The sequence below is a fragment of the Cysteiniphilum sp. JM-1 genome, assembly GCF_008711525.1.
Lineage (GTDB): Bacteria > Pseudomonadota > Gammaproteobacteria > Francisellales > Francisellaceae > Caedibacter.
The window spans coordinates 18,617-43,026 of sequence record NZ_VXKS01000006.1 but is presented as its reverse complement, the minus strand read 5'-3'; the positions used below and the strand labels follow the sequence as shown (position 1 = coordinate 43,026).

26 protein-coding genes are annotated in these 24,410 nt (G+C 39.8%); 13 read left to right on the top strand and 13 right to left on the bottom strand.

Annotated elements, in window-relative coordinates; translation table 11 throughout:
* Positions 1–66: 66 nt before the first annotated feature.
* The 4 genes from radA to F3D68_RS03955 form a co-directional block, all read right to left on the bottom strand.
* A complete protein-coding gene (gene radA / locus F3D68_RS03970; protein ID WP_151193172.1) occupies positions 67–1,422 on the bottom strand; it encodes a DNA repair protein RadA in 1,356 nt (451 codons plus the stop codon).
* A gap of 42 nt (positions 1,423–1,464) precedes the next feature.
* Positions 1,465–1,773 carry a PilZ domain-containing protein gene (locus F3D68_RS03965; protein WP_151193171.1) on the bottom strand — a complete coding sequence of 103 codons (309 nt, stop codon included), beginning with the start codon at positions 1,771–1,773 and terminating at the stop codon, positions 1,465–1,467.
* A 1-nt stretch (position 1,774) separates the two neighbouring features.
* Entirely contained in the window at positions 1,775–2,410 is a 636-nt protein-coding gene (locus F3D68_RS03960) for a DedA family protein (RefSeq protein ID WP_151193170.1), read from the bottom strand.
* Between the two features lie 154 nt (positions 2,411–2,564).
* Positions 2,565–3,206 carry a LysE family translocator gene (locus tag F3D68_RS03955; RefSeq protein ID WP_151193169.1) on the bottom strand — a complete coding sequence of 214 codons (642 nt, stop codon included), beginning with the start codon at positions 3,204–3,206 and terminating at the stop codon, positions 2,565–2,567.
* A gap of 196 nt (positions 3,207–3,402) precedes the next feature.
* On the opposite strand from F3D68_RS03955, the gene F3D68_RS03950 reads away from it, so the two are divergent.
* Positions 3,403–4,455, top strand: a complete 1,053-nt coding sequence (locus tag F3D68_RS03950) for a methionine ABC transporter ATP-binding protein (protein ID WP_151193168.1) — start codon at positions 3,403–3,405, stop codon at positions 4,453–4,455.
* Entirely contained in the window at positions 4,433–5,890 is a 1,458-nt protein-coding gene (locus tag F3D68_RS03945; RefSeq protein ID WP_151193167.1) for a MetQ/NlpA family ABC transporter substrate-binding protein, read from the top strand. Before F3D68_RS03950 ends, F3D68_RS03945 begins: the two co-directional genes overlap by 23 nt.
* Positions 5,891–5,997: 107 nt before the next feature.
* On the opposite strand, the gene F3D68_RS03940 is transcribed toward F3D68_RS03945, so the two are convergent.
* Together F3D68_RS03940 and F3D68_RS03935 are read right to left on the bottom strand one after the other, a co-directional pair.
* Positions 5,998–6,717 (bottom strand): hypothetical protein, encoded by a 720-nt coding sequence (locus tag F3D68_RS03940; protein ID WP_151193166.1) that lies wholly within the window; start codon positions 6,715–6,717, stop codon positions 5,998–6,000.
* Positions 6,718–6,723: 6 nt separating this feature from the next.
* Positions 6,724–7,743 (bottom strand): tryptophan--tRNA ligase, encoded by a 1,020-nt coding sequence (locus tag F3D68_RS03935; protein WP_151193165.1) that lies wholly within the window; start codon positions 7,741–7,743, stop codon positions 6,724–6,726.
* A 139-nt stretch (positions 7,744–7,882) separates the two neighbouring features.
* Between F3D68_RS03935 and accD the strand changes: the two genes are divergently transcribed.
* Together accD and F3D68_RS03925 are read left to right on the top strand one after the other, a co-directional pair.
* A complete protein-coding gene (accD, locus tag F3D68_RS03930) occupies positions 7,883–8,746 on the top strand; it encodes an acetyl-CoA carboxylase, carboxyltransferase subunit beta (RefSeq protein ID WP_117003185.1) in 864 nt (287 codons plus the stop codon).
* 2 nt (positions 8,747–8,748) lie between these two features.
* Complete coding sequence (locus F3D68_RS03925; RefSeq protein WP_151193164.1) at positions 8,749–9,969, top strand: bifunctional folylpolyglutamate synthase/dihydrofolate synthase; 1,221 nt, start codon at positions 8,749–8,751, stop codon at positions 9,967–9,969.
* A gap of 153 nt (positions 9,970–10,122) precedes the next feature.
* Here the strand turns inward: F3D68_RS03925 and F3D68_RS03920 are convergent, their stop codons facing one another.
* Entirely contained in the window at positions 10,123–10,446 is a 324-nt protein-coding gene (locus F3D68_RS03920) for a DUF4286 family protein (protein WP_151193163.1), read from the bottom strand.
* Positions 10,447–10,599: 153 nt separating this feature from the next.
* Here F3D68_RS03920 and tsaE point away from each other — a divergent pair, with 153 nt between their 5' ends.
* Positions 10,600–11,034: a tRNA (adenosine(37)-N6)-threonylcarbamoyltransferase complex ATPase subunit type 1 TsaE gene (tsaE, locus tag F3D68_RS03915; protein ID WP_224728224.1), complete on the top strand. Its 435-nt coding sequence runs from the start codon at positions 10,600–10,602 to the stop codon at positions 11,032–11,034.
* Here tsaE and F3D68_RS03910 read toward each other — a convergent pair.
* Both F3D68_RS03910 and F3D68_RS03905 read right to left on the bottom strand, forming a co-directional pair.
* Positions 11,031–11,654: an NAD(P)H-dependent oxidoreductase gene (locus F3D68_RS03910; RefSeq protein ID WP_151193162.1), complete on the bottom strand. Its 624-nt coding sequence runs from the start codon at positions 11,652–11,654 to the stop codon at positions 11,031–11,033. The genes tsaE and F3D68_RS03910 overlap by 4 nt on opposite strands.
* Before the next feature lie 119 nt (positions 11,655–11,773).
* The gene (locus F3D68_RS03905; protein WP_151193161.1) at positions 11,774–12,172 is read right to left on the bottom strand and encodes an RrF2 family transcriptional regulator; all 399 of its coding nucleotides are present in this window, start codon (positions 12,170–12,172) and stop codon (positions 11,774–11,776) included.
* 116 nt (positions 12,173–12,288) lie between these two features.
* On the opposite strand from F3D68_RS03905, the gene hmpA reads away from it, so the two are divergent.
* The 7 genes from hmpA (at position 12,289) to rsfS (ending at position 17,729) form a co-directional block, all read left to right on the top strand.
* On the top strand, positions 12,289–13,500 hold the full coding sequence (gene hmpA, locus F3D68_RS03900) for an NO-inducible flavohemoprotein (protein ID WP_151193160.1): 1,212 nt from the start codon (positions 12,289–12,291) through the stop codon (positions 13,498–13,500).
* Between the two features lie 49 nt (positions 13,501–13,549).
* Positions 13,550–13,726 (top strand): hypothetical protein, encoded by a 177-nt coding sequence (locus tag F3D68_RS11195; protein ID WP_191092693.1) that lies wholly within the window; start codon positions 13,550–13,552, stop codon positions 13,724–13,726.
* An 81-nt stretch (positions 13,727–13,807) separates the two neighbouring features.
* Entirely contained in the window at positions 13,808–14,980 is a 1,173-nt protein-coding gene (locus tag F3D68_RS03895) for a D-alanyl-D-alanine carboxypeptidase family protein (protein ID WP_151193159.1), read from the top strand.
* Positions 14,981–15,044: 64 nt separating this feature from the next.
* Positions 15,045–15,323, top strand: a complete 279-nt coding sequence (locus F3D68_RS03890; RefSeq protein WP_151193158.1) for a hypothetical protein — start codon at positions 15,045–15,047, stop codon at positions 15,321–15,323.
* Between the two features lie 108 nt (positions 15,324–15,431).
* Complete coding sequence (locus F3D68_RS03885; RefSeq protein WP_151193157.1) at positions 15,432–16,034, top strand: TetR/AcrR family transcriptional regulator; 603 nt, start codon at positions 15,432–15,434, stop codon at positions 16,032–16,034.
* Positions 16,035–16,100: 66 nt separating this feature from the next.
* On the top strand, positions 16,101–17,246 hold the full coding sequence (nhaA, locus tag F3D68_RS03880) for a Na+/H+ antiporter NhaA (protein WP_151193156.1): 1,146 nt from the start codon (positions 16,101–16,103) through the stop codon (positions 17,244–17,246).
* 138 nt (positions 17,247–17,384) lie between these two features.
* On the top strand, positions 17,385–17,729 hold the full coding sequence (gene rsfS / locus F3D68_RS03875) for a ribosome silencing factor (RefSeq protein ID WP_151193155.1): 345 nt from the start codon (positions 17,385–17,387) through the stop codon (positions 17,727–17,729).
* A 15-nt stretch (positions 17,730–17,744) separates the two neighbouring features.
* Here the strand turns inward: rsfS and F3D68_RS03870 are convergent, their stop codons facing one another.
* Entirely contained in the window at positions 17,745–18,014 is a 270-nt protein-coding gene (locus F3D68_RS03870) for a hypothetical protein (RefSeq protein WP_151193154.1), read from the bottom strand.
* A gap of 173 nt (positions 18,015–18,187) precedes the next feature.
* On the opposite strand from F3D68_RS03870, the gene rsgA reads away from it, so the two are divergent.
* Positions 18,188–19,168 (top strand): ribosome small subunit-dependent GTPase A, encoded by a 981-nt coding sequence (rsgA, locus tag F3D68_RS03865; RefSeq protein WP_191092692.1) that lies wholly within the window; start codon positions 18,188–18,190, stop codon positions 19,166–19,168.
* Here rsgA and odhB read toward each other — a convergent pair.
* The 3 genes from odhB to F3D68_RS03850 all read right to left on the bottom strand — a co-directional run bounded on the left by odhB (position 19,165) and on the right by F3D68_RS03850 (position 24,401).
* Complete coding sequence (gene odhB, locus F3D68_RS03860) at positions 19,165–20,661, bottom strand: 2-oxoglutarate dehydrogenase complex dihydrolipoyllysine-residue succinyltransferase (protein WP_151193152.1); 1,497 nt, start codon at positions 20,659–20,661, stop codon at positions 19,165–19,167. The genes rsgA and odhB overlap by 4 nt on opposite strands.
* A 92-nt stretch (positions 20,662–20,753) precedes the next feature.
* Positions 20,754–23,606, bottom strand: coding sequence for a 2-oxoglutarate dehydrogenase E1 component (locus F3D68_RS03855; RefSeq protein ID WP_151193151.1), 2,853 nt, complete (start codon positions 23,604–23,606; stop codon positions 20,754–20,756).
* A 90-nt stretch (positions 23,607–23,696) separates the two neighbouring features.
* Entirely contained in the window at positions 23,697–24,401 is a 705-nt protein-coding gene (locus tag F3D68_RS03850; RefSeq protein WP_117003296.1) for a succinate dehydrogenase iron-sulfur subunit, read from the bottom strand.
* Between the last annotated feature and the right edge of the window lie 9 nt (positions 24,402–24,410).

Here is a 24,410-nt window from a genome sequence, read left to right as displayed (position 1 = left end):
CGATTTTCCATTTATATGCAGAAAACAGTATAGTAAAAAAAATGCCTTAAAAAGTCTAATGATGATTTATAACAAAACTGCCTTCAACTCATCAAGCTTCTTAATGGCTTGCACTTCAATTCCAATATCTTTTTTTGGCATATTGCCCTGTGGCACAATCGCATGCTTAAAGCCATGCTTTTGTGCTTCACTTAAGCGCTCTTGACCATAGGGAATCGCACGTATCTCTCCTGAGAGCCCTACTTCGCCTAAGATAATCCAGTCTTTGGCAATCGGTCGGTTATATAAGCTTGAGAGAATAACGGCAATAATCGCCAAATCAATACTGGGTTCATTGACCTTAATACCACCAACGATATTGATAAAGACATCGTGATCACTTAATTGCACGCTTAAATGACGCTGCATAATTGCTAATAACATCGCTAAGCGATTAGGATCAAGTCCTAATGCCAAACGCTTAGGCTGAGCGTAGCCGTTTTCACTAACAAGCGCCTGAACCTCAACAAGTATCGGACGCGTGCCCTCCCATATTGCAATAATAACACTGCCTGAGATATCATCCTCAGCGCGATTAAGAAAGATTGCTGATGGGTTTTTAACCTCGCGCATACCCTTATCAGTCATCGCAAAAACACCGAGTTCATTTACCGCGCCAAAGCGATTTTTCATCGCCCTGACCATACGATAACGCCCATCGGTTTGCCCTTCGATAAAAATGACACTATCAACAATATGCTCAAGCACTCGAGGACCTGCAACTTCACCTGATTTGGTCACATGCCCAACCAAAAAAACCGCGCAATTTAAGCGTTTAGCCGTTTGCGTTAATAAGCTAGCTGATTCACGGACTTGAGCGACACCACCGGCAGCTGATTGCAAAACTTCAATCTGCATGGTTTGAATCGAGTCAACAACGACTAATTGCGGGCGATGCGTCTCGATATACTGACAAATCACTTCTACATTGGTTTCGCTCATCAACAGTAGTTTATCATTAGGTAATTGCATGCGTTGCGCACGCAGTGCAACTTGCTCGAGTGATTCCTCACCTGTGATATAAAGCGCTGTGTGAGTCTGTGATAACACCGTCATAATTTGCAATAAAATCGATGATTTGCCAATTCCTGGATCACCACCAATTAAGGTTACAGAGCCCGGCACAATACCGCCACCCATCACCCGATCAAATTCTGCAAATGGACTATGAATGCGTGGATAATCGGCTAAAGCAACCTCATTGAGCTTTTGTACTTTTGCCTCAACAGCGGCATAGCCCACTTTGTTGGTTATTGATTTTTTGATGCTTATTTGAGTTTCAACTAAAGTATTCCATTCCAAGCAATCAGGGCATTGTCCTTGCCACTTTGGTGATCTTGCACCGCACGATTGGCAGACATAATTTGTTTTTGGCTTTGCCATGCACACACCTTTATTTATCTGAGTGGAACTATCTTACTTGCCTTATTCGTCATGCTTTATCATACCCACCAAATAATTCTCAAGTATCTGGTTGATTTCAAAGCCAGCATCACCCAATAGCTGAAAGCCATATTTTTTGTCATTTTGGTAGTCATCTGCCGAAATCCAGATCACTTTTGATTTACAGGTTAACTCTTGTTTTAACTCAGGCAAACGCACTACAAGCTCGGTCTCTTGCCCAAAATCAAGCGCATTACTATGATAAACAGTTAGTGCACCTTGCTTAACAAAAGGTAAGTAACTTTCTAATGCTGCCTGCTTGGAGGCTAAGGTGATTTCAATTGCTGGCATATTATACTTCCATATCAAGTTTTAATTGTTTACTTTGCTTTTCTTGCTTCTTACGTGCACGCCTTTTCCTTAGCCTTACCAGTAAAAAGCTCACCGTAAATAGAACGAGGAACAAGAGAATAATTGAGATATGCCAATACTCTTTCACTAAATGTGTGAGCGATAGTTTATGCAGTATAACCTCAAGTGCATTACCAAAGTAATAGCCTCCTAGTAAAAACACCAGCACCCAGATAATGGCACCAATGGTATCAAACACCATAAACTTAATATTGCTAATCTTACTCATGCCCAAAGCAAAAGGAATAATCGTTCTTAAGCCATAAGCAAAGCGAAAGCCTAAAATGAGCCAAAAATTATATTTATCAATCATCAGGCTAATACGATCAATCTTCGGTTGCCAATTGGGTTTACGCTTTAAAATCTTAGGACCCAAATAGCGCCCTAAATAAAACAAGAAACAATCATGGATCAAGCAGCCAATAATCGATAAGAGGATAATCCAGCCCAAATCAAGCATACCAGCGGCGGCGGCAACACCCCCTAGCACTAAAAAAGTTTCACCTTCGATAATTGCCGCACCAAACATAAGCCAATAGCCCCATTGTTGAATTAGTGCAATATGTTCTGGTGACATGTAAACCTCATTTATTTTTATTTACTGGAGTGACTTACTCAATTTTCCTCAATACGGCTAAATTCTAACGTATCAATGCCATATATGCCAAAGTGAAACAGCTAAATAACGGAATTAACCTAAATAAGTCAGTAGTTTGCTTATTACATCATCACTACAAAATCACTGACTCTACAAACGAGTAAACAAGCAACAATGCAAAAATCGTTAAAATGACTGAGAAGATAATTTCAAGCTTTGCCATATGTTTAACAAAGATATTTCTAACGCGCTGTGAACCCATGACATAAGCAACAAAACTAAACCAAATCCACGTACTTAAAAACATCACAACAAGAATGCTTAAGTGATACCAAAGCGCTGAGGACTTCAAAACAAACAACGGCAACAAACTAACAAAGAACACAATCACTTTGGGATTAGATAAATTGCACAAAAAGCCCGTAAGCCATAAATGACGCTTTGATATTTTAACCACTTCACTGACATTTGCTTCTAATGAGTGTTTGCCTTTGGATGCCTTAAAGCAGTTATACGCGATATACAATAAATAACATCCACCAAACAAGGCAATCCAATGCACAATAATCAAAAAGTTATCACTCAGATAATCCAATAAAAGCACCACAAGGGTTGCATAAAATAGCACCCCAGTAGCAATCCCAAGTGCGACAAGTACTGCAGGATTTCGCCCATACCGAATCGATGATCTTAATACCATAAAAAAATCAGGACCTGGTAACATCAACCCTAACAATTGCAATAATAGCAAACTTAATAACGCAGCAATCAACATCTAATAACAACTCACTTTGATAGAAAATAGAGCAAAAATTCTATCACATAGGCTTTAAAAGCAAACTAAAGAATTGATTTTTCATACGTTTGAATTCAATCCAATGAAACTTACGCAAAGTGATTTACGAGTGGCAGAAAATATTGTTACTATATTTTTTCTGATGCATTACTGCACTAAGAGTGGGAACAATAATATGATTGAGATTCAGAACCTCAAAAAAGAGTATCTATCAAAGCATGCTCGCCATATTGCCCTAAAGAACCTCAATCTTTCGATTAAAGATGGTGAGATTTTTGGCATTATCGGCAAAAGTGGTGCGGGCAAAAGCACGCTTATTCGCTGCATTAATTTACTAGAGCAGCCAACCGAGGGGCATATTTTCATTAATGATGACGATATTACCAAGCTTTCTCAAGACAAGCTAAGAAAGGCGCGCCAGAAAATTGGCATGATTTTTCAACATTTCAATTTACTCTCATCGCGTACGGTGTTTGATAACATTGCTTTCCCGCTGGAATTACAACACGCCAGCAAAGCCAAAATCCAAACTAAAGTCAATGAGCTACTAAATCTTGTTGGATTAGAGCAAAAAGCGCAAGCCTATCCTGATGAGTTAAGCGGTGGGCAAAAGCAGCGTGTGGCTATCGCACGTGCTTTGGCGTGTGATCCCGTGGCATTACTGTGTGATGAGGCAACGTCTGCTCTTGATCCTGAGACCACTGATCAGATATTGCAGTTATTAAAAGAACTCAATCACAAACTGAATCTGACGATTATTTTGATTACCCATGAGATGGATGTAATTCGCAAGATCTGTGATCAAGTGGCAATTATCGACGATGGTTTGATTCAAGAAACAGGCACAGTCACTGAGCTATTCTTAAATCCAAAAACAACCATTGCCAAAAGCTTTACTGAAAAAAGCATGCATTTAAATCTACCGGATGAAATAAAAGATAAATTGCACAAAGATCCATATACCGCGCCGCATCTGACCCCTGTCATTAAAATGACTTTTTTAGGCGACAGTATTACCACACCTGTGATTGCTGAGCTTAATAGCAAATTCAAAGTGGCTTGCAATATTATCCAAGCCAACATTGAGCGTATTCAGGCACAATCCGTTGGGGTCACCATTTGCCACATGCTTGGCGAGAAAGAACACTGGGAAAAAGCATTAAGCTTCTTACATCAACAACAAATTAAAATTGAGGTGATCGGTTATGCTGCAATCGATGCTTTCTAATCTAGCACTCGCCACATGGCAAACAATCTACATGGTATTTATCGCAACAGTGATTGCGGTTATTGGTGGTTTGATTTTGGGTGTATTGCTACATCTATCGCATAACCAAAAAAACCTTGGTATAAGACTTTTTAATCAAGTTGTGGGCTTCATTGTCAATGTCACCCGATCTATTCCTTATATTATCTTGCTGATTTTGCTTTACCCGCTGACCAAGATTCTTGTGGGTACGACCATTGGCACCACGGCATCGATTGTCCCTCTTGCCATTGCCGCTTTACCTTTTTATGCGCGTCTCGCGGAATCAGCAATCTCAGAAGTCGATAAAGGCTTGATTGAGGCAGCTAATGCCATGGGTGCGACAAAGTGGCAGATTATCTTTAAGGTATTATTACCTGAAGCCAAAACCTTATTGGTGGATGCTGCGACCTTGACGACAATTGGTCTTATTGGCTATTCAGCCATGGCAGGTATCGTTGGCGGTGGCGGTCTTGGCGATCTGACCTACTTCCAAGGCTATAACAACGGCAACTACTTCCTACTTTACGGTGGCGTTGTATTGTTAATCATCTTAGTACAACTATGCCAATCCTATGGCAAGTATCTAAGTGGCAGCAAAAAAATCACCAGCATTTGGGCATTGGTCGTTATTTTAGTGGCAGGATCGGCAGCTCAAGTGACGTATAACACTTATGAAGCAAGTCAAAATACCAATATGATTACCGTGGGTTATACCCAGTCGCCTGAACAGCAGAAAATCATGCAAATGGCGCAGGAAGTTGCCAAAGAGGAATACGGGCTTAATGTTAAGCTTATTTCCTTTGGTGATTATAATCTGCCGAATCGCGCGCTAAACAATGGTGATATCGATGCCAACGTTTTCCAACATATTCCATTTTTAGAAAATCAAATCAAAGAATTTGGCTACAAAATCATGGAAATTGGTAAGACATTTATATATCCGATGGGGATTTTCTCTACGAAAATTAAATCGCTTAAAGAAACACCAATCGGTGCTAAAATTGCAATTCCAAATGATCCTACCAATCGTGGACGTGCTTTGATGATTTTAGCGGATGCGGGTTTAATAAAATTAAAGCCGGGTGTCACTTGGAAAGCGACATTAAACGATATCATTGATAATCCACTTAAATTACAAATCATTCCACTGCAAGCAGATCAGATTCCTAACAATCTCGATAGTGTCACCCTTGCGGTGATTAATAATGACTTTTTGCCTAAAGCACATATGACCTTAAAGCAAGCCTTATTTGCTGAGCCAAAAGACTCTCCTTTTGCCAATATTATTGTTGTTCGCGATAATGACAAAAACAATCCGTTATTACTGAAGTTTGTCAAAGCGTATCAATCACCACAAGTGGCAAAACTGGCTGAGAAATTATACCCTGATGATGCGGCTATTCCTGCGTGGTAAACACAAGTTTAATCACCCCTCACCCGTACAGCTTCTGCTCCACAACCTCTCCCACAAGGGGAGAGGTAAAGCGTCGTGTAACTTATTTCTTCATCATAACTAAACACCTATAACCCGCAGCCATAATCCCAGCTGCAGGTCTTGGCAAACTCATCATAATAGTTTGTGTTTTTTTTGAGAGTCGTTAAATATTCAACAAAGTTTTTATCAAACATCGTCTGTCCAATATCTTGCTCAAGCTCAACCGTACGCTTGATATCATCTTCTGACAAAGTGACAACATCTCTTTTGGTTAGGTGTATACATGGCTGACATTCAAGTGATCGATGATGTAGAGGTATTTTAAAGGGTGTTTTAGCAATCAAATCATCACGCCTACTTTCATCGCAATCTGCTAATAAGTAACATACTTCTCGGTCATCATAACGTTCAGACTCCAAGATACTATCAGGTAAATCAGTCTGTGCTTTGCTCATTGCACGACGATTTGCTAATAGCACAACGGCCTCAAGGTCTTCATCATTCGCCTCAAGCCAATTTAAAATCGCCATACCCTTTAGAAAGCCCGCGCACCAATGAAACTGTTGTGATGGAAATTGCTTGCGTGCCCTAACCAATGCACTAAAATCATGCTCAGGCTTTAAATGTACGGAGTCAAATCCAAGCTCATGAACCCATGACCGCGCGCTATCAACACGCGCCTGCCAAGCACTTGCCTGCCAACCTGTATCAACAGACAAGACAATCACCTCTTCTAAGCCAAGCTCATAAACTTGCTGAATGAGTGCGACACTATCATCACCAAAGTTTGCAATAATACAGTACATCGTAAATTACATACCAATTTGTTGCTTAAGCTTATCCAATAACTGCTTTGCTTCAACGCGCGCTTTGTTGGCACCCTTTGCCAAGTATTCATCAATAATATGCTTATTCGCTAACAAATAGTCATACTTCTCACGCATTGGCGTTAATACTTCATCCATTTTTTCAAACAATGTTTGTTTGGCTTCACCCCAACCAATACCCTGCTGGTAGCGTTCAGCCAATGCTGCTACCTCAGATTCATTTGCAAAGTGCTTATATAATGCAAACACCGTACACTCTGTTGTATCTTTAGGCTCTTCAGGTAGTTGAGAGTTGGTCACGATCTTCATCACCTGCTTTCTTAATTGCTTGCTTGGTGCAAATAGCTGAATCGTATTGTTATAACTTTTGGACATCTTACGCCCATCTAAACCTGGAATTGTTTGCGTTTCTTTATCAACCATCGCTTCAGGCGCTTTAAGCAAATTGCACTTGTAGATATGATTTAAACGATTAGCAATATCGCGCGCGATTTCAATATGCTGAATCTGATCTCTACCAACAGGTACCAAATCCGCATTAAACATAATAATATCCGCTGCCATCAACATCGGATAATTAAAAAGCCCCATGGTGATACCTGCTTCCTCATCTTTTTCACCTTCAGCAATATTGGCATCTACTGCTGCCTTATAGGCATGCGCACGATTCAACAACCCTTTGGCAGTCACTGAAGTTAATATCCAATTAAGCTCCATAATTTCAGGAATATCTGACTGGCGATAAAACATGACATGCTCAGGATCAAGTCCCAAAGCCAACCAAGTGGCTGCAATTTCATAGATATATTGCTGTCTTAGCTTACTGTCCCACAATTTAATCAGTGAGTGATAATCGGCAATAAAAAAACAGGCATCAAACTCAGGATTTTTTGCCATTTCAAGCGCGGGTTTAATCGCACCAATATAATTACCTATATGCGGCGTGCCTGATGGCGTAATACCTGTTAAAACGATCTTTTTTGATTGATTATTTGCTTTATTCATATTTTCTATAACTAAATACTAAAATGAGGCACTAGTGTAACAGAAAACCGCCTTCAAACTAAATAAACACTGGTAAATTCGCATGACTGTAGTATAAAATGATGCGTTATGTGTAAGCACCAAGGTAATAAACCACACCATGAGTTGGCTAACGAAAATTATTCCACAATTACGCTCAGATTCACAAAAGAAAGAGCTTCCTGAAGGCGTATGGCACAAGTGCCCTTCTTGTAATGCCGTTTTGTATTTACCCGATTTGATTGAAAACATGTTGGTTTGTTCTAACTGCGAACATCATATGCGTTTAAATGCGCGTCAACGTGCGAGCTATTTCTTTGATAAAGATAGTGCCGTTGAATATTTCAATGATGTTAAACCCAAAGATGTTTTAAAATTCAAAGACACCAAATCCTATAAAGATCGCTTATCTGCAGCGCAAAAGAAAACCAAAGAAAATGATGCCCTTTTAGTGTTTGAAGGTTTAGTTCAAGGTAAAGCTGCCGTTGCTGCTATTTTTGACTTCAGCTTCCTAGGTGGCTCAATGGGCTCGGTTGTTGGCGAGAAATTTGTACGTGCTGTTGATCTTGCCATTGAAAAGAAAGAACCACTTATTTGCTTTACCGCCAGTGGTGGTGCGCGCATGCAAGAGTCACTGTTTTCATTAATGCAAATGGCAAAGACCAGTGCAGCTCTTGCCAAATTAGCAGCACATAAACTGCCATATATCGTGGTATTAACAGACCCAACCACCGGTGGTGTTTCAGCATCTTTGGCAATGCTTGGTGATATCCATATTGCTGAGCCTAATGCATTGATTGGTTTTGCTGGCCCCCGAGTCATTGAACAAACCGTGCGTGAGAAGCTACCTGAAGGCTTTCAGCGCAGTGAGTTTTTGCTTGAAAAAGGTATGGTTGATCGCATTGTTCACCGTCATCACTTGCCACAAGACATTAGTCACCTATTGGATAAATTGCTGCCAACGCAGCATAACCACGCGGGTTAACCGTGGACAACGGCATTGTAGATACTCAATTATCTCAGCGTATTGAACAAACTATTGATCAAATTACTTCTTTAGATTTTCCGCAGGCAACACTTAATGATTTAAAACTTTTCCTTAAGCGCTTAAATATCAGCTATGTGCCGCATATTATTACTGTAACAGGCACCAATGGCAAAGGCTCAACCGTTGCCATCTTGTCACATATTTTTCAGCATAATGCCATTGATCATATTTGTCATACCTCGCCACATATTCGTTTTTTTAATGAACGCATTAGTCACAATCAACAATTCATTAATGATCACGACCTGCTAGACTACTTACAACAAATTTACACCTTGTGTTTAGCGCTTGAAATCAAACTGCATTACCACTTTATTAGCTTTGTGAGTACATGGCTTTATATTCAAACACAAAAACCAAAATGGGTGGTTCTTGAGGTTGGCGTTGGCGGCAGACTGGATCCAGCTAACCTATTTGATGCAGATATTGCCATCATTACTACTGTCGCGTTAGATCATTGTGAAATGCTTGGCAACACAATTGAGGAAATCGCACTTGAGAAAGCACATATTGCCAGAGCAAATAAGCCCATTATTATTAGTGATCATTTTCCTAAAAGTGCCCTTAGTTATTTACACCAGATTAGTGCTAAAGTTATCTACGCCAAGCATAACAACAATATAAATAATGCGTTTATTCATCCTAACAGCATGAACTGTGCATTAACTGCCATTAGGCACTTTGACAATACCCTCTTGCTACCTAATGACTTAGGATCTTATCGCGTTGCTGGGCGCTTTCAGATAATCCAAGACAAGCCCTTAATGATTGCTGATGTTGCGCATAATCCACAGGCGGTGGCGCACTTTTTCACTCAGGTTAAACCCTTATTAATGCATACACCCAAAACACGCGTGCTTGCTATTTTTAGCGCCAATCAGCATAAAGATATAACAAATATTCTTGAATGCGGGAAAGGATTTGTTAATCAATGGCTTATTCCTGATTTAAGCACAATCGATCCGCGTTTTTCGCCATTAACTAATCAACATAAAAATAAGCTTTTTCCACATAACAGCACATTCTTTAATAACGCTACTGCTGCATTTGATTACATTACAATAAATGCCCACTCTGATGATCTTGTTATTGTTTTTGGGTCATTTGTATTAATTGGCGAACTCAATAAATATATGGATAAAATCACGGTCTCTCAATAACTGAAGTATGGCTATGATCATATTCCCGCCCACTTTGATTGCATAAGCGTTGGCTGAGCGTAAGTCGAAGCCTCTGTGATGTGTAACTTTCCTAAGTTTACCCTTCGACTTATGCTCAGGGTACGGTGAGCACTTATGGATGAATACTTAGTCTTAGACTGAAGTATTAGCAATTAGCTCTTCCTCTAGAGCCAAAACTCGCCTTGTTGCACTAAATTTATCTCCAAACTTTCGCACGCCATCTTCACGCATAGCTTGTGCATGATTTTTCAAATAGTCATCTAAATACTCTAGCGTTTCAAGCTCATAGCAGGCAACGAATACCTTGTTATTATCTTTACACTCAAGTTGCTGATACAGTTTCGCACTGACAAATCCGTTATATTTCAACATCTCGGCAGCATGCTGCTCTAACCATTGAAAAAATTCAGTATCAATTTCCTTACTAACATAAAGGGTTACTTCATATTTGATCACGCTAAATCCTTAAATTACCAACAAATGATAGGCAAATATTACCACTTTCATCTTAATGTTTAAAATAACTCAGTGCGTTTATTGCAGCTTTAAAGTAGCTGGCGCATAATGCCATATAATTGATAGTCACCATAATCGAGCCATTTAAACACTATGACGATAGAGCAAAACAAAGCCAAACAGCATGTTATTGAAAATGAACTTGAAATGCTTAAGTTTGGCAAACAAATTAGTCAAAGCTTAAACAAGGGGGATGTTATCTATCTTCATGGTGACCTAGGTGCGGGAAAGACCACCTTAACCAAAGGCATTTTACAAGGCTTAGGCTTCACCGGAAGTGTCAAGAGTCCTACTTATACGTTAGTTGAAACTTACCCTATTAATGGCATCACCCTTCAGCATTTTGATTTATATCGTTTAAGCGATCCTGAAGAACTGGAATGGATCGGTATTCGTGATTACTTTACCAATGACACAATATCACTCATTGAATGGCCACAAAAAGGTGGCGACTTTTTACCGCGTCCGAGTAAGGAAATTTATATTCAGTATGCTGATACTGGACGCTCTATTACAATTTCAGATTAATATTCTAAAGCAACATTTTGAGATGCTTGTACACATTCTAAAGAAAAGAGCTTATCCAAATGCTTTTTATAACGATCAACATCGCTAATAACCTGAGGGTCTTTAATCACATCATTGCTCATAAAGGTTGGCAAGGCTTGCATGCCCAAAAATTGATTTGCCTTGTGCACCGGTAAATAAACACCATCAACCCCTGCCCCCTCAAAAAACTGCTTAGGATCTTCAAAGGCTTCAGTTGGGGCATTCCAAGTCACTGATAGCATATATTTTTTACCATGCAACAATCCACCCGAGCCATATTTTTTAGATAGATCAGCTCGACTGCGACCATCATTAACATAAAGCCTGCCATGACCATATGTAAAAACTTCATCAATATATTTTTTAACGGTCCATGGTGGCCCCATCCACCAGGCAGGCATTTGATAAATAACAACATCTGCCCATAAAATATGATTGATTTCATCTTCGATATTATAGCCATCCTCAACTACAGTTACGCGAACCTCATGCCCTAAAGACCTAAGATGTGACTGAGCGATATCAGACATATGTTGATTTAATGCCCCCTTAGAATGCCCAAAATGCTTTTTGGCATTAATAATTAGAATTTTTTTCATTGATTTTCCCAGTGAGAAATAGTTTGCATAGTATACAGCAATTTCCTGCGTGCACTAAATAGCCAAAATAGCAAAATTTAGCAAACAGCTTGATCCGCCCTTTTTCAGCACAGTCAATGCTATTTTATAACATCCGCTAAAGTATGTTGATTTAACTCATTAAAGAATGCTTGAAGCGCATTACCTAAAACGCTTTTTAACTTACAGTCAGGCAGTAAAACACAATTTTTCAGTGATTGATTGAAACATTCTGCCATATAAAAATTTGGCTCCAATTTAGCAATTAATTCACCAATATTAATCTCTTTAGGTGCTTGCGCTAAGGCAATGCCTCCACCTTTACCCTTTGATGAGTTAATAACACCGAGTTTTGCTAGATTATGCACGATCTTAACCATGTGGTTTTGTGAGATCTGATAAAACTCAGCAACTTCTTTTGCTGTGCATAGTCGTTGTTGGTGCATGGCTAAGTACACCAAAGTGCGCAATGAATAATCCGTAAAGCTCGTTAGTTGCATATTATTGATATTTCTCAACTTTTATTAAACTTTTGCTAATATGCTTTTGACATGCATATTTGTAAATATGTATATTTATCACATATTTAATTTCACACGTTAAAAAAGGAGCATATATGCTATCTCAACAAACTATTAACATCGTTAAAGCAACTGCGCCAATCTTAGCTGATAAAGGTCTTGAGATTACTCAAACCATGTATAAAAACCTCTTTGCCAATGAGCCTGAGATCAAAATGCTTTTTAATCAGTCACATCAACGCTCAGGTGCGCAGCCTAAAGCTTTAGCTAATGCTATTTATGCCTATGCGCAAAACATCGATAATCTTACTGTTTTATCACAAGCCGTTGACATGATGGTTACTAAACATGTTGCCAACCATGTTAAAGCAGAACACTATCCAATCATTGCTAAATACCTTATTGCAGCAATCACTGAAGTTTTAAACCCAGGGGATGACGTGCTCAATGCATGGGCTGAAGCCTATGGCTTTTTAGCTAATTTGTTGATTCAAAAAGAAAGTGAATTGTATGCCAAGCAGGCAAATGAAACGGGTACATGGCAAGGGTTTAAGTCTTTTATTATTGATCGAAAAGTCACTGAAAACAGTGATGTAACTTCTTTTTATCTTAAGCCTCAAGATGGCAAGCGCCTAGCACCTTCCCTAGCTGGGCAATATATCACAGTCAAAATCAATCATCCGCAAAATGGTCAGATGATGCGTCAATACAGCTTATCTGCTGCCGATGAAAACGCTTATCGGATAACCGTGAAAAAAGAACAACGCAATGCCACACATCCAGGGATTGTGTCGAATTTCCTACATCAACATATCAATGAGCAGGATGAAATTGCTATCAGTGCACCGACGGGCAGTTTTCTATTAAACCCACAAGAAATAGCTAAACCCATTGTGTTAATTTCAGCAGGTGTTGGTATCACTCCTATGCTTAATATGCTTAATTTTCTACATCAATCTGGTACAACACAGCCGGTGTATTTTATCCACGCAACACAAAATAGTCAGTCGCAAATTTTAGCCCATGAAGTTGACGATATTGCCAATAGAATGCCTAATTTAGCAGTTTTTTACTGCTATAGCTTACCGCAAAATGAGGATATGCAAAATATGCGCGCACATCGCCATGGTTATGTAACACAAGATTGGTTAGATGAGATATTACCAACTAAAGAATGTGATTATTACTTCTGCGGACCTCGCGGGTTTATGCAGCATACCTACCAGATTCTAAAAAACTGGAAAATAAAACCTGAGCACATTAACTATGAGTTCTTTGGTCCAGAGGAGATTTTAGAAAACGCATGATAAAGCATATGCCGATATCAAGCCAACCTTAGACAAAATTAAAGCGAACATGCTGGCAGAAGAAAAAGCACAAACAGCAAAAATAGCAAAAGCGGCAAAGACCACCAATGTAACGCCAACGGCTAACAGCAAGGACAGTAAAGATAACAAGGTTAGTAATGCTGCTGCAACAAGTTCTTCATCAGTAAAAGCAGGAAAAACAGCAAATACGGCGAATACAAAATAAGCTTTCGCTATAAGCCCTTGAAATAGCTAAGACTCATTGCTATCTTTCTAGCATTGTCATGAGAAATGGAAACCCCTTGTAATGCAATTAACCTACTTTAAAAAAATACTCTTTGGTACCTTTATCGCAACATTTGCTTTTGCCGGAACACCAGCACTTTCAATTGCTAACACACTAGGCAGTCCACCTGTTATTATTATCAAACCACATCCAATTCAACTCAATGCTGCGAGTTGGTTGCTGATGGATTTTGAAACAGGTGACATTATTGCCGATCACAACATGCATGAAAAACGCGCGCCGGCAAGTCTTACCAAGATCATGACGGCTTATATTATCGCAGGTGAGTTAAACCAAGGCACATTAAAACTAGATCAAACAGTGAAAATAAGTGAAACCGCCGCAAAGACACCTGGCTCTAAAATGTTTGTCAAGCAAGGCTCGCGTGTTAGCGTTGATGATTTATTAAAAGGAATGATTATTCAATCTGGCAATGATGCTGCCGTTGCACTGGCTGAATTCATTGCCGGTTCTGATAGTAATTTTGTTAATCTTATGAACAAAACTGCCAAAGCGCTTGGCATGAACGACACCAATTTTGCCACGGTTGATGGATTGCCTGGGGATAATCAATACACCACCGCCTATGACATGGCGATTTTAGCGCGCAGCTTTATTGAGCATTACCCTAAAGTTTATAAGCTCTATTCTGAAAAAACGTTTACGTTTAATGGCATTATTCAACATAATCGCAATAAGCTCCTGCGTACGTTTGAAGGAACCGATGGCATCAAAACAGGTTATACCGAGAAAGCAGGTTATAATTTGGTTGCCTCTGCTGTACAGAATAACCAGCGCTATATCAGTGTGATTCTTGGCTCACCTAGCGCTTATGTGCGCGAGCAGGAATCTGAAAAGCTGTTGAATTTTGGTTTTAGCAAGTTTGTCGATCAACTACTATACACTAAAGATAGTGTTATTTCACTTGATGACACTGCTATTACCGATGCCACGAAAGATGCTAAACTCACCGTCATTGGCAAAGAGACCATCACCAAAACAATTCCTAAATCGTTTGTTAATCACTTGACTCAAAAAATCGTACTCCTACCGGGGCTTAAAGCACCCATCAATAAAGGACAAAAAGTAGGCACACTTGTCATTAGTGCGGGAGAATACCAAGTGATTGAAATTCCTATTTATGCTAATAGCAGCATTGAACGCGCTGGATTTTTTAGTCGCTGGTTTGGCTAGTCTCGCTTTTTTGGCATTGTGCTCTATACTCTAGTTATCTTTAAGTTGAATCAAGGATGAAACAATGCCCTTTTATTATAATGCAGCAGACTCTAAAAATAGTGCACGAGATTTTATTGCCGTCACAATTTACACCCATAAGTACATTGTCAAAGGCGAAATATCTGTACGTGTTGGTGTGCGCCTAACTGATCATATCAATAGCGAGACCAGCGGCAAGTTTATTGCACTGCGCAATGTCAAGATTCACACGGACATAAACGCACAAGCAATTAGCGAGTGCACCTTTATGAATATTAATCTTGAAAACATTCTTTTTCTGCACCCTGATGGTGATGAGTGATTTTGTAAAATGATTTGTGAGCGGTATATACACAACTCGGCTAGGAAAGTCTGTAAAATAGCGTACAAGCGGTATATAATGCCACAGCATTAACATAAGGAGCCCTGTGTGACAGAGAAGCAAAAAGGTCAAAAGAAAATCGTCAATGCCGCCAAAAAATTATTTGTCAAAAAAGGCTTTGATGGCACATCTCTACGCGATATTGCGACCAAAGCAAATGTTCCTGTTTCTTTGATCTATCATTACTTTGAGAATAAGGTTCACTTATGGCAAGAGGTCAAAGTTAGTCTCTTGATTGATAGTGGCTGGATGGGCGATCACAACCTGGATAAAGACCGTAATTTTGCTGAATTTCTAGAACACTTTATCAATATGCGCTTGCAATTATTATATGCGAACCCTGATATTGTAAGACTTTTTGATTGGCAACGCCTTGAAAGTGGTAAAAATCAGCTGTTTGGTCTGGGTAACGCACCAGAAGGTAGTAAATGGAAAACGCTCTTAGATTACTTAGAGATTTATCGCAATAAAGGTCAGATTACCAGCACACTTAGTGATGAGGCGGTAACCAGCATGGTATTTGGTCTTATTTTGGGTCCATTCGTGCGCACAGGTCAGGCGTATTTTAAAAACAACGATGAATATTCCATTTATAAAGACACCATCACATCAACACTTATTCAAACACTTGCTATAAAGCGCATTGAGTAATTTTCAAAACACTCTACCATAAAGAGCAGTTTAAAAAATCCGAAAACAAGAAGGGGAAAATCATTCATGAGCAAAGAGAGAAAGCTCAGCATTGAGGTCATTGGTGGTATTATTTTATTTACCGCGGCAGTTGCTGCTATTGTTGTCAATAACTCATGGCTTAGTCCGTATTATCATATGTTAGAAACCGTTTATGCTGGCGTATCCATTGGTAATTTTGCTTTACAGAAAAATCTAGTCCATTGGATTAATGATGGATTTATGGCGCTTTACTTCTTATTAGTTGGCTTAGAAATAAAACGCGAGTTTGTTGGTGGTACACTTTCCAGTAAGTCCAATATTATCATTCCTGCTATTGTTGCTTTATTTGGCTTATTGGTACCTGCACTTATCTACTTTCTCATCAACCAGCATAATCCAAATTATATCGATGGTTGGGCAATTCCAACAGCCACAGATATTGCCTTTACTTTAGGGATATTAGCACTGCTTGGTTCGCGCATTCCGACATCACTTAAAATACTCGTAACGACTATTGCTATCTTTGATGATATTGCCGCGATTGTGATTATTGCCGTATTCTACACCAGCAACTTGTCGCTTATATCACTATTTGCCGCTATTATCTGTATTGTGGTACTTATTTGCATGAATCGCTTAGGCGTTAGAAAACTTGCGCCATTTATGATTGTTGGTGTCATTATGTGGTTGTGTGTTTTACAATCAGGCGTACATGCTACCCTTGCAGGTGTCGCTTTGGCACTCACCATTCCACACACTGAGAAAAACTCCCCGCTGTTAAAACTTGAGCATAGTCTAAATCCGTGGATCATCTTCATGGTTTTACCATTATTTGCCTTTGCCAACGCAGGAATTAGTTTTAGTGGCATGAATTTATCTCATTTAGTTCATCCGGTATCACTTGGGATTATCTTAGGATTATTCTTAGGAAAACAAATCGGAATATTTATTAGTCTTTATCTCTTTAGCAAAACCAAATATTTCACAATTGGACGCCAACTCTCTATGGGGCAACTATACGGCATTGGCTTGGTTTGTGGGATTGGCTTTACCATGAGCCTTTTTATCGGCACACTCGCCTTTGCAACACCAGAGCTTATGAATATGGTCAAAGTTGGTGTTTTAGGTGGTTCATTAATTTCAGGATTTGCCGGCTATCTTGTGCTTAGAAAATACTGTAAAGCAGCTTGAAAATGATAGCCCTAAATGTTTGAAACAGGATATATTTTAAATACGCATCCGCACCAGTAAAATATACTCCTTGCTTGTCTTCCCAACTTCGACTAAACTGCTATGCTTTGAAAATAGACAAAAAATCCTACTAAAACTATGGAAACAAAAGAAATTCTAGATCTCGCCGTCAGTGCCTTAGAAGATGTCAAAGCTGAAAACATCACTGTAATGAATGTGGAGCATTTAACTGAATTGATGAGCTATGTTGTGGTTTGTACTGCAAACTCTGGCACTCACGCCAAAGCGTTAGCCAATAATCTTGAGATGACTGCCAAGAAGAATAATGTCACTATTTTGGGTGTCGAAGGTGAAGCTAAGAGCGACTGGGTACTTGTTGATCTTGCGGATATTGTTGTCCATATTATGAAAGAAGACACCAGAGAATTCTATCAGCTAGAAAAGTTATGGGATATCAAACCAAACTCACCTAAAGCAGTTTAAGGTCTATTGTTAAGGTTACACACTGCTTAATAACAGTTTCATCTCCTCAGGGGATACAAACCCCGCTAGACGCTTGGTGCCCTTGCGAATCTCAGTCACCGGTAACACCATATGACATAGTCGCTCTAAGAACATGCCGCTTGATTTGCACCCTCGTGCTGCAGCTAATTTCATAATATAGCGCAAACGCTCAAGTGTCTTCTTATCTTTACTGGCAGCTTGGTTAAATGATTTAAAATAATTTACAACCCAATCAAAGGTGAGTAAAAATTTTCCTTTTAACATGCGAACTCCTTACTTGATCCTTAAGTTCATATCCGCTTAAATAATGGCTTGAAGATTAAACAATTTCAAGATTTACCAGCAAATTAATAGACATTAATCAACAATCTACGCTGTATTATTTTATGTCAATGGCTATAATCCATTGCAACACTCTTTGAAGATTAAGAATACCATTGGCAAAACGTAATTTAACTAAACAACAGCTGCGCAATATCAAAGAACATAAAGCATCTCATGATGATTTATCACATGCTTTGTCAGCGCTTGTGATATCACATCGCGGCAAACTCATTGAGCTTGAAAGCCAAATAGGTGAGATTATTTTTTGCCAATACCGTCAAAACCTAGGCGCTATTGTTGCAGGGGACAACGTGCTTTATCTGCCGCAAGACAACAGTGAGTATGGTGTTATCTGCCAAATCTTACCTCGAAGTAATGCGCTCATTCGTCCTAGTAAACTCGCACACAACCACAAAACGATGGCAGCAAATATTGATCAGCTGATTATTATGCTTGCCGTTAACCCACCGCCAATTGAGCATTATATCGATCGTTATCTCGTCGCTGCACATCATATGAATGTCAAACCGATTATTGTGCTCAACAAAATGGATTTATTTGATGATGCTGACAATAAGGCACAGCTAGAGGCAATTATTCATCTTTATCGCGGATTAGATTATGAACTAATTACTTGTTCTGCTTTATGTCATAAAAATCTTCAAGCCCTTAAGACGCTTTTACAGCACAAAACATCGATTATTGTTGGTCAATCAGGTGTTGGAAAATCTGAGATGCTTAATGCCTTATTTGGCACGAATATAACGCTTACAGGTGAGATTTCCGAGCAAAACAGTCGCGGCAAACACACCACAACCAGTGCGCGATTATTTCATCTAGATCAAGATACTAACATCATCGACTCACCAGGCATTCGTGAATTTGGTATTTGGCATTTGGATAAAGCAGATATTTTTGCAGGATTTAAAGAGTTCACACAATTAGAAAATGAGTGCAAATTTAGAAACTGTGAACACATTGAAAATACAAAAGGTTGTGCCATCAATGAAGCCGTTGCCGCTGATAAAATCAGCAAGCAACGCTTTATCAATTATCATCGCTTAATTCACGAATATTTAGAGTATAAAAATTAGATTTCCAACAACATTCTAGCTGGATCTTCAATCAACTCTTTAATAGTCTTTAAGAATTTAACCGACACACTACCGTCAATAATTCTGTGATCATACGACAATGCCAAATACATAATCGGACGAATCACGATTTCACCATTCACAACGACTGGGCGCTCAACGATATTGTGCATTCCTAAAATCGCGCTTTGTGGTGCATTAATAATTGGCGTTGACAGCATTGAGCCATAGGTACCACCATTGGTGATTGTGAATGTACCACCTTGCATCTCTTCTAATGACAATTTGCCATCGCGTGCTTTAATGGCCTTCTCGATGATTTCATTCTCAATCTTAGCAAAAGACTTTTGATCTGCATTGCGAATAACAGGAACGACTAAACCTCGATCTGAGCCAACTGCCACACCGATATCAAAGAAACCATGATAGACAACATCTGTGCCATCTATTGATGCATTAACCTCAGGGAAACGCTTTAGCGCCTCTGTAGCTGCTTTTAAGAAAAATGACATAAAGCCAAGTTTCGCATCATGTGTCTTTTGGAAAAGATCTTTATATTGTTTTCTTAAATCCATCACAGGCTTCATATCAACTTCGTTAAACGTCGTTAAAATCGCGTTGGTATGTTGTACTTCAACCAAACGTTTTGCAATCGTTTGACGCAAACGAGTCATGCGCACACGCTTCTCAGAACGATCACCTTCAAAGCTCATCACATCAGCCGCTTGCGCTACTGGTGATTGTTTTGCCGCTTGTGTAGATACAGGCGCACTGACCACATCTTGCTTGGTAATGCGACCATTTTTACCTGTACCTTGTACGTTATTCACATCAACGTCATTAGCCTTAACTGCGCGACGCACAGCAGGTGATAAATGATCTTGTGATTGAGCTTCTTTTACATCTGCTGCCACTGGCGCAACTGCTGCTGCATTGCTCACGCTACCTGCACCAATCTTAGCAACCGCTTCAGCGCTTAGCACCGTGTCACCTTCATTTTTAAGTTTTTCAACCAATACACCACTTTGCGCTGCTGGCACTTCCATCATCACTTTATCAGTTTCAATCTCAACTAATGTTTCACCTTCTTCAACCTGATCACCAACATTTTTATGCCATGTTGCTACCGTACCTTCAGCAATTGACTCAGGGAAAGTTGGCGCATTAACCGTAACAGCTTCGCCAGTTGATGAAGCTGCCGAAGTTGCTGCTGGCACTGCTTCAGCAGACTGATCAGCAGCTGGGGCATCACTTGCCACACCAGCCGTAATTGAGCCAATCGTTTCTTGAGAAAGAACCGTATCACCTTCGTGCTTAGTAATCTCACCCATTGTACCAGCTGTCATTGCTGGGACTTCCATTACCACTTTATCTGTTTCAATCTCTGCCAATACATCGCCTTCTTCAACACGATCACCTGGCTTTTTATGCCATGTTGCGATTGTACCTTCTGCGATTGATTCCGGAAAAACAGGAACTTTTACCTCTGTCATGGTTCACCCTTAACTTTTTTATTTTACTTATTTTACTTAGTTTTTTATCAACGTTAGTTAATTTGTTATCTTTTAAAACAGCAAAAACAGCCCTATTTATCTAACTTTAATGCTTTAGCAACTAACTCACTCTGTTGTGCATGAAATAATGACGGATAGCCTACTGCAGGTGCCGCCGCTGCTTTTCTGCCAACATAAGATAAATTCTGGTCTTTACGCAATACTTTACGCAATTCGTGCTGAATCATCCACCAAGCCCCTTGGTTTTCAGGCTCTTCTTGTACCCATACGATATCATTAACCGCTTCATAAGGTGCTAACACTTTATCAAGATCCGCTTGCGGGAATGGATAAAGCTGCTCAACACGCACAATCGCAATATCTTTGACTTCTTTCTCACTACGCTCGGCAAGCAAATCATAATAGACCTTACCTGAGCAGAGAATCACGCGTGATACCGATTGTGGTTTGATATCTTCAACTTCAGCAATAACGTTATAAAATTGTCCATCGGCTAATTCATCCAGTGTTGAATGCACCATCGGGTGACGCAACAAACTCTTAGGCGACATCACAATCAATGGCTTGCGATAAGGACGCAACATCTGACGACGCAACATATGGAACATTTGCGCAGGTGTCGTTGGCACACATACCTGCATATTATCATGCGCGCATAGTTGTAAGAAACGCTCTAATCTTGCCGATGAATGCTCAGCTCCTTGCCCTTCTTGACCATGCGGCAAAAGCATCACCAGACCTGATAAAATACCCCATTTCTCTTCTGCAGCTGCAATAAACTGATCAATAACGACTTGTGCAGTATTGGCAAAATCACCAAACTGCGCTTCCCATAAGGTCAATGTTTTAGGTGCCGAACAGCTATAACCATAATCAAACCCAAGCACGGCATACTCTGATAACACCGAGTCAATGATATGACATTGTGCCTTGTCATTAATATGTTGTAATGGCGTATAATCTGGCAATTCTGTTTTACTGTAATCATAGTTATGTAACACCGCATGGCGATGTGAGAACGTACCACGACCACAGTCTTCACCTGATAAACGAATGTTATAACCCTCTGCTAATAACGTAGCATAGGCTAAATTCTCAGCAAAGCCCCAGTTTCCAGGGATTTCACCCGCTGCCATTTTAATGCGATCATCAATCGCTTTCTTAACTTGGGGTTGCAACGTCAAATCAGCAGGTAAATCATTTAAGCTTCGAGCTAATTTCAGCAATTTTGCTTTATCAATACGCGTATCGACTGCTTGATCCCATTTTTGATTAACATACGGGCGCCAATCAGCGACACACTTACTATGGCGATCATGCTTACCAGTAATAATATCAGCAACTACTTCGCCTTTTTGTAAACGATCACGATATGCTTTTGCCATTTGATCAGCTTGCGCTTTTGACACAACACCTTCACTTTCAAGTTTATCCGCATAAATGGAACGTGTTGTTGGGAGTTTCTTAATAATACTATACATCAATGGCTGTGTGCCTGAAGGCTCATCCGCTTCATTATGTCCATGACGACGATAGCACACTAAGTCAATGACGATATCCTTGCCAAACATCATGCGATAATCCATCGCAAGACCCGCAACACGCAGTACTGCCTCAGGGTCATCACCATTGACATGTAAAACAGGCGCTTCAACCACTTTGGCAATATCAGTACAGTATAAGCTGCTTCTATTATCTTGTATCTTATCCGTGGTGAAACCCACTTGGTTATTAATCACGATATGAATCGTACCACCGGTGCCATAGTATCTGGTTTGTGATAAGGCAAAGGTTTCCATCACCACACCTTGACCACAAAATGCAGAATCGCCATGGATTAAAATTGGTACAACTTTACCATGCGGATTATCATCCCCAAAACATTCTTGTTTGGCTCTGACGGCACCTTCAACAACTGGATCAACGGTCTCTAAATGTGATGGGTTAAATGCCAGTGCTAAACGCACTTCCTCTTTCGGGGTCTTATGCCAAGAAGCAAAGCCCATGTGATATTTGACATCTCCTGATAAGAACTTCTTATCCTGTGAGCCCTCAAATTCTTTAAATAAATTCTCAGGTGATTTACCCATAATATTGACAAGCACATTTAAACGTCCGCGATGTGCCATACCAAGACCAATCTCTTCAACGGCAACCTCGCCGGCTTTATTGATCATCTCATTAAGAGCTGGAATCATCGACTCGCCACCTTCTAATGAGAAGCGCTTTTGACCGACGTATTTCATGCCAAGGTATTTCTCTAACCCTTCAGCAGCTGTTAGACGATCTAGCAACCACGTTTTGCGCTCAGCTGATAAATTAGGAATCTGCTTTTCAACACGCTGCCTAAACCATAACTTCTCAGCCATATTGTTTAAGTGCATAAATTCATAACCAATACTGCCAGTATAAACATGCTGCAATTTAGCAATGATTTCTTTGAGTGGTAAGGCTTGATAGTCAGAGAAAACACCGACATTAAATTGTTCATTTAAGTTAGCGTTATTAAGTCCATGAAAATCAAGCTCAAGCTCGGGTGTTTCTTCAGACCTTTTGAGCTTCAGTGGATCTAAATTCGAAACCTTGTGACCAATGCTGCGATACATGTAAACAAGATCCATCACCGCTGAAACCTTATCGCCACCATCAGGATAATTCCCTGAATCAACAACCACCCCTTGTGGCGTTGTCAGCGCAAAGCGAAATGGATTTTTACTTAAAGCAATAAAGTCTTCACGAACTTGCGCATGCGAGACTTCATGTTTATTGTCACGAATCGCGTCAAAATACTGGCGCCAACTACTATCTATCGAATTAGGGTCTTGTAAATAATCCTCATAAATAGCATCCAAGTATGCGCTACTACTACCAGATAGTTGCGAAGACTGCCACCATGAAGACATTGATTCTTGGGTTTCACTCATAGTTTCTACTCTTTTACTTTGTTTTTACTTTTTACTTTTTTGCTAGTTCAAACAAAAAAGCACTGGAATTCCAGCGCTTGATTTTCTTAACTACACGTTATTTTTTAACATCATCGATCTGAGTTTGCCGATCGCTTTGGTTGGGTTAAGCCCTTTTGGACAAACGCTGACACAATTCATGATTGTGCGACATCTAAAGACACTAAACGGATCTTGTAATGCATCTAAACGTTCTTGTGTTGCGCCATCGCGTGAATCAATCACAAAACGGTAAGCTTGTAATAAGCCTGATGGTCCAATGAACTTATCTGGGTTCCACCAGAATGATGGGCATGAGGTTGTGCAGCATGCACATAAGATACACTCGTATAAACCATCAAGCTTCGCACGATCTTCTGGCGATTGCAGACGCTCTTTGACTGGCATATCACCCTCAGCTGGGATCAAATACGGCTTAACTTTCTCATAGTTTTTGTAAAACTGGTTCATATCAACCACTAAGTCACGAATCACTGGCAAGCCTGGCAAAGGTTGCAGCTTAATCGGTTGTGATACCTCACCAATCGAGGTAATACATGCCAAACGGTTTTTGCCATTGATATTCATACCATCTGAACCACAAACACCCTCACGACATGAGCGACGCACAGCCAATGTTGGGTCTTGTTGTTTAATGAGCTCAATCGCTGTTAGCACTTTTGTGCCCTCATTTTCAACCGTCACTGTGTAGTCTTTATAGTAAGGCTTTTTATCGACTTCAGGATTATAGCGATAAACTTTAAATTTAACTTCCACCGTTATCTC

What these genes read in the sequence shown, in the direction of transcription:
- radA (WP_151193172.1), bottom strand. Translation starts at nt 1,422, where the DNA reads ATGGCAAAGCCAAAAACAAATTATGTCTGCCAATCGTGCGGTGCAAGA.
- F3D68_RS03965 (WP_151193171.1), bottom strand. Translation starts at nt 1,773, where the DNA reads ATGCCAGCAATTGAAATCACCTTAGCCTCCAAGCAGGCAGCATTAGAA.
- F3D68_RS03960 (WP_151193170.1), bottom strand. Translation starts at nt 2,410, where the DNA reads ATGTCACCAGAACATATTGCACTAATTCAACAATGGGGCTATTGGCTT.
- F3D68_RS03955 (WP_151193169.1), bottom strand. Translation starts at nt 3,206, where the DNA reads ATGTTGATTGCTGCGTTATTAAGTTTGCTATTATTGCAATTGTTAGGG.
- F3D68_RS03950 (WP_151193168.1), top strand. Translation starts at nt 3,403, where the DNA reads ATGATTGAGATTCAGAACCTCAAAAAAGAGTATCTATCAAAGCATGCT.
- F3D68_RS03945 (WP_151193167.1), top strand. Translation starts at nt 4,433, where the DNA reads ATGCTGCAATCGATGCTTTCTAATCTAGCACTCGCCACATGGCAAACA.
- F3D68_RS03940 (WP_151193166.1), bottom strand. Translation starts at nt 6,717, where the DNA reads ATGTACTGTATTATTGCAAACTTTGGTGATGATAGTGTCGCACTCATT.
- F3D68_RS03935 (WP_151193165.1), bottom strand. Translation starts at nt 7,743, where the DNA reads ATGAATAAAGCAAATAATCAATCAAAAAAGATCGTTTTAACAGGTATT.
- accD (WP_117003185.1), top strand. Translation starts at nt 7,883, where the DNA reads ATGAGTTGGCTAACGAAAATTATTCCACAATTACGCTCAGATTCACAA.
- tsaE (WP_224728224.1), top strand. Translation starts at nt 10,600, where the DNA reads ATGACGATAGAGCAAAACAAAGCCAAACAGCATGTTATTGAAAATGAA.
- F3D68_RS03910 (WP_151193162.1), bottom strand. Translation starts at nt 11,654, where the DNA reads ATGAAAAAAATTCTAATTATTAATGCCAAAAAGCATTTTGGGCATTCT.
- F3D68_RS03905 (WP_151193161.1), bottom strand. Translation starts at nt 12,172, where the DNA reads ATGCAACTAACGAGCTTTACGGATTATTCATTGCGCACTTTGGTGTAC.
- hmpA (WP_151193160.1), top strand. Translation starts at nt 12,289, where the DNA reads ATGCTATCTCAACAAACTATTAACATCGTTAAAGCAACTGCGCCAATC.
- F3D68_RS11195 (WP_191092693.1), top strand. Translation starts at nt 13,550, where the DNA reads ATGCTGGCAGAAGAAAAAGCACAAACAGCAAAAATAGCAAAAGCGGCA.
- F3D68_RS03895 (WP_151193159.1), top strand. Translation starts at nt 13,808, where the DNA reads ATGCAATTAACCTACTTTAAAAAAATACTCTTTGGTACCTTTATCGCA.
- F3D68_RS03890 (WP_151193158.1), top strand. Translation starts at nt 15,045, where the DNA reads ATGCCCTTTTATTATAATGCAGCAGACTCTAAAAATAGTGCACGAGAT.
- nhaA (WP_151193156.1), top strand. Translation starts at nt 16,101, where the DNA reads ATGAGCAAAGAGAGAAAGCTCAGCATTGAGGTCATTGGTGGTATTATT.
- rsfS (WP_151193155.1), top strand. Translation starts at nt 17,385, where the DNA reads ATGGAAACAAAAGAAATTCTAGATCTCGCCGTCAGTGCCTTAGAAGAT.
- F3D68_RS03870 (WP_151193154.1), bottom strand. Translation starts at nt 18,014, where the DNA reads ATGTTAAAAGGAAAATTTTTACTCACCTTTGATTGGGTTGTAAATTAT.
- odhB (WP_151193152.1), bottom strand. Translation starts at nt 20,661, where the DNA reads ATGACAGAGGTAAAAGTTCCTGTTTTTCCGGAATCAATCGCAGAAGGT.
- F3D68_RS03855 (WP_151193151.1), bottom strand. Translation starts at nt 23,606, where the DNA reads ATGAGTGAAACCCAAGAATCAATGTCTTCATGGTGGCAGTCTTCGCAA.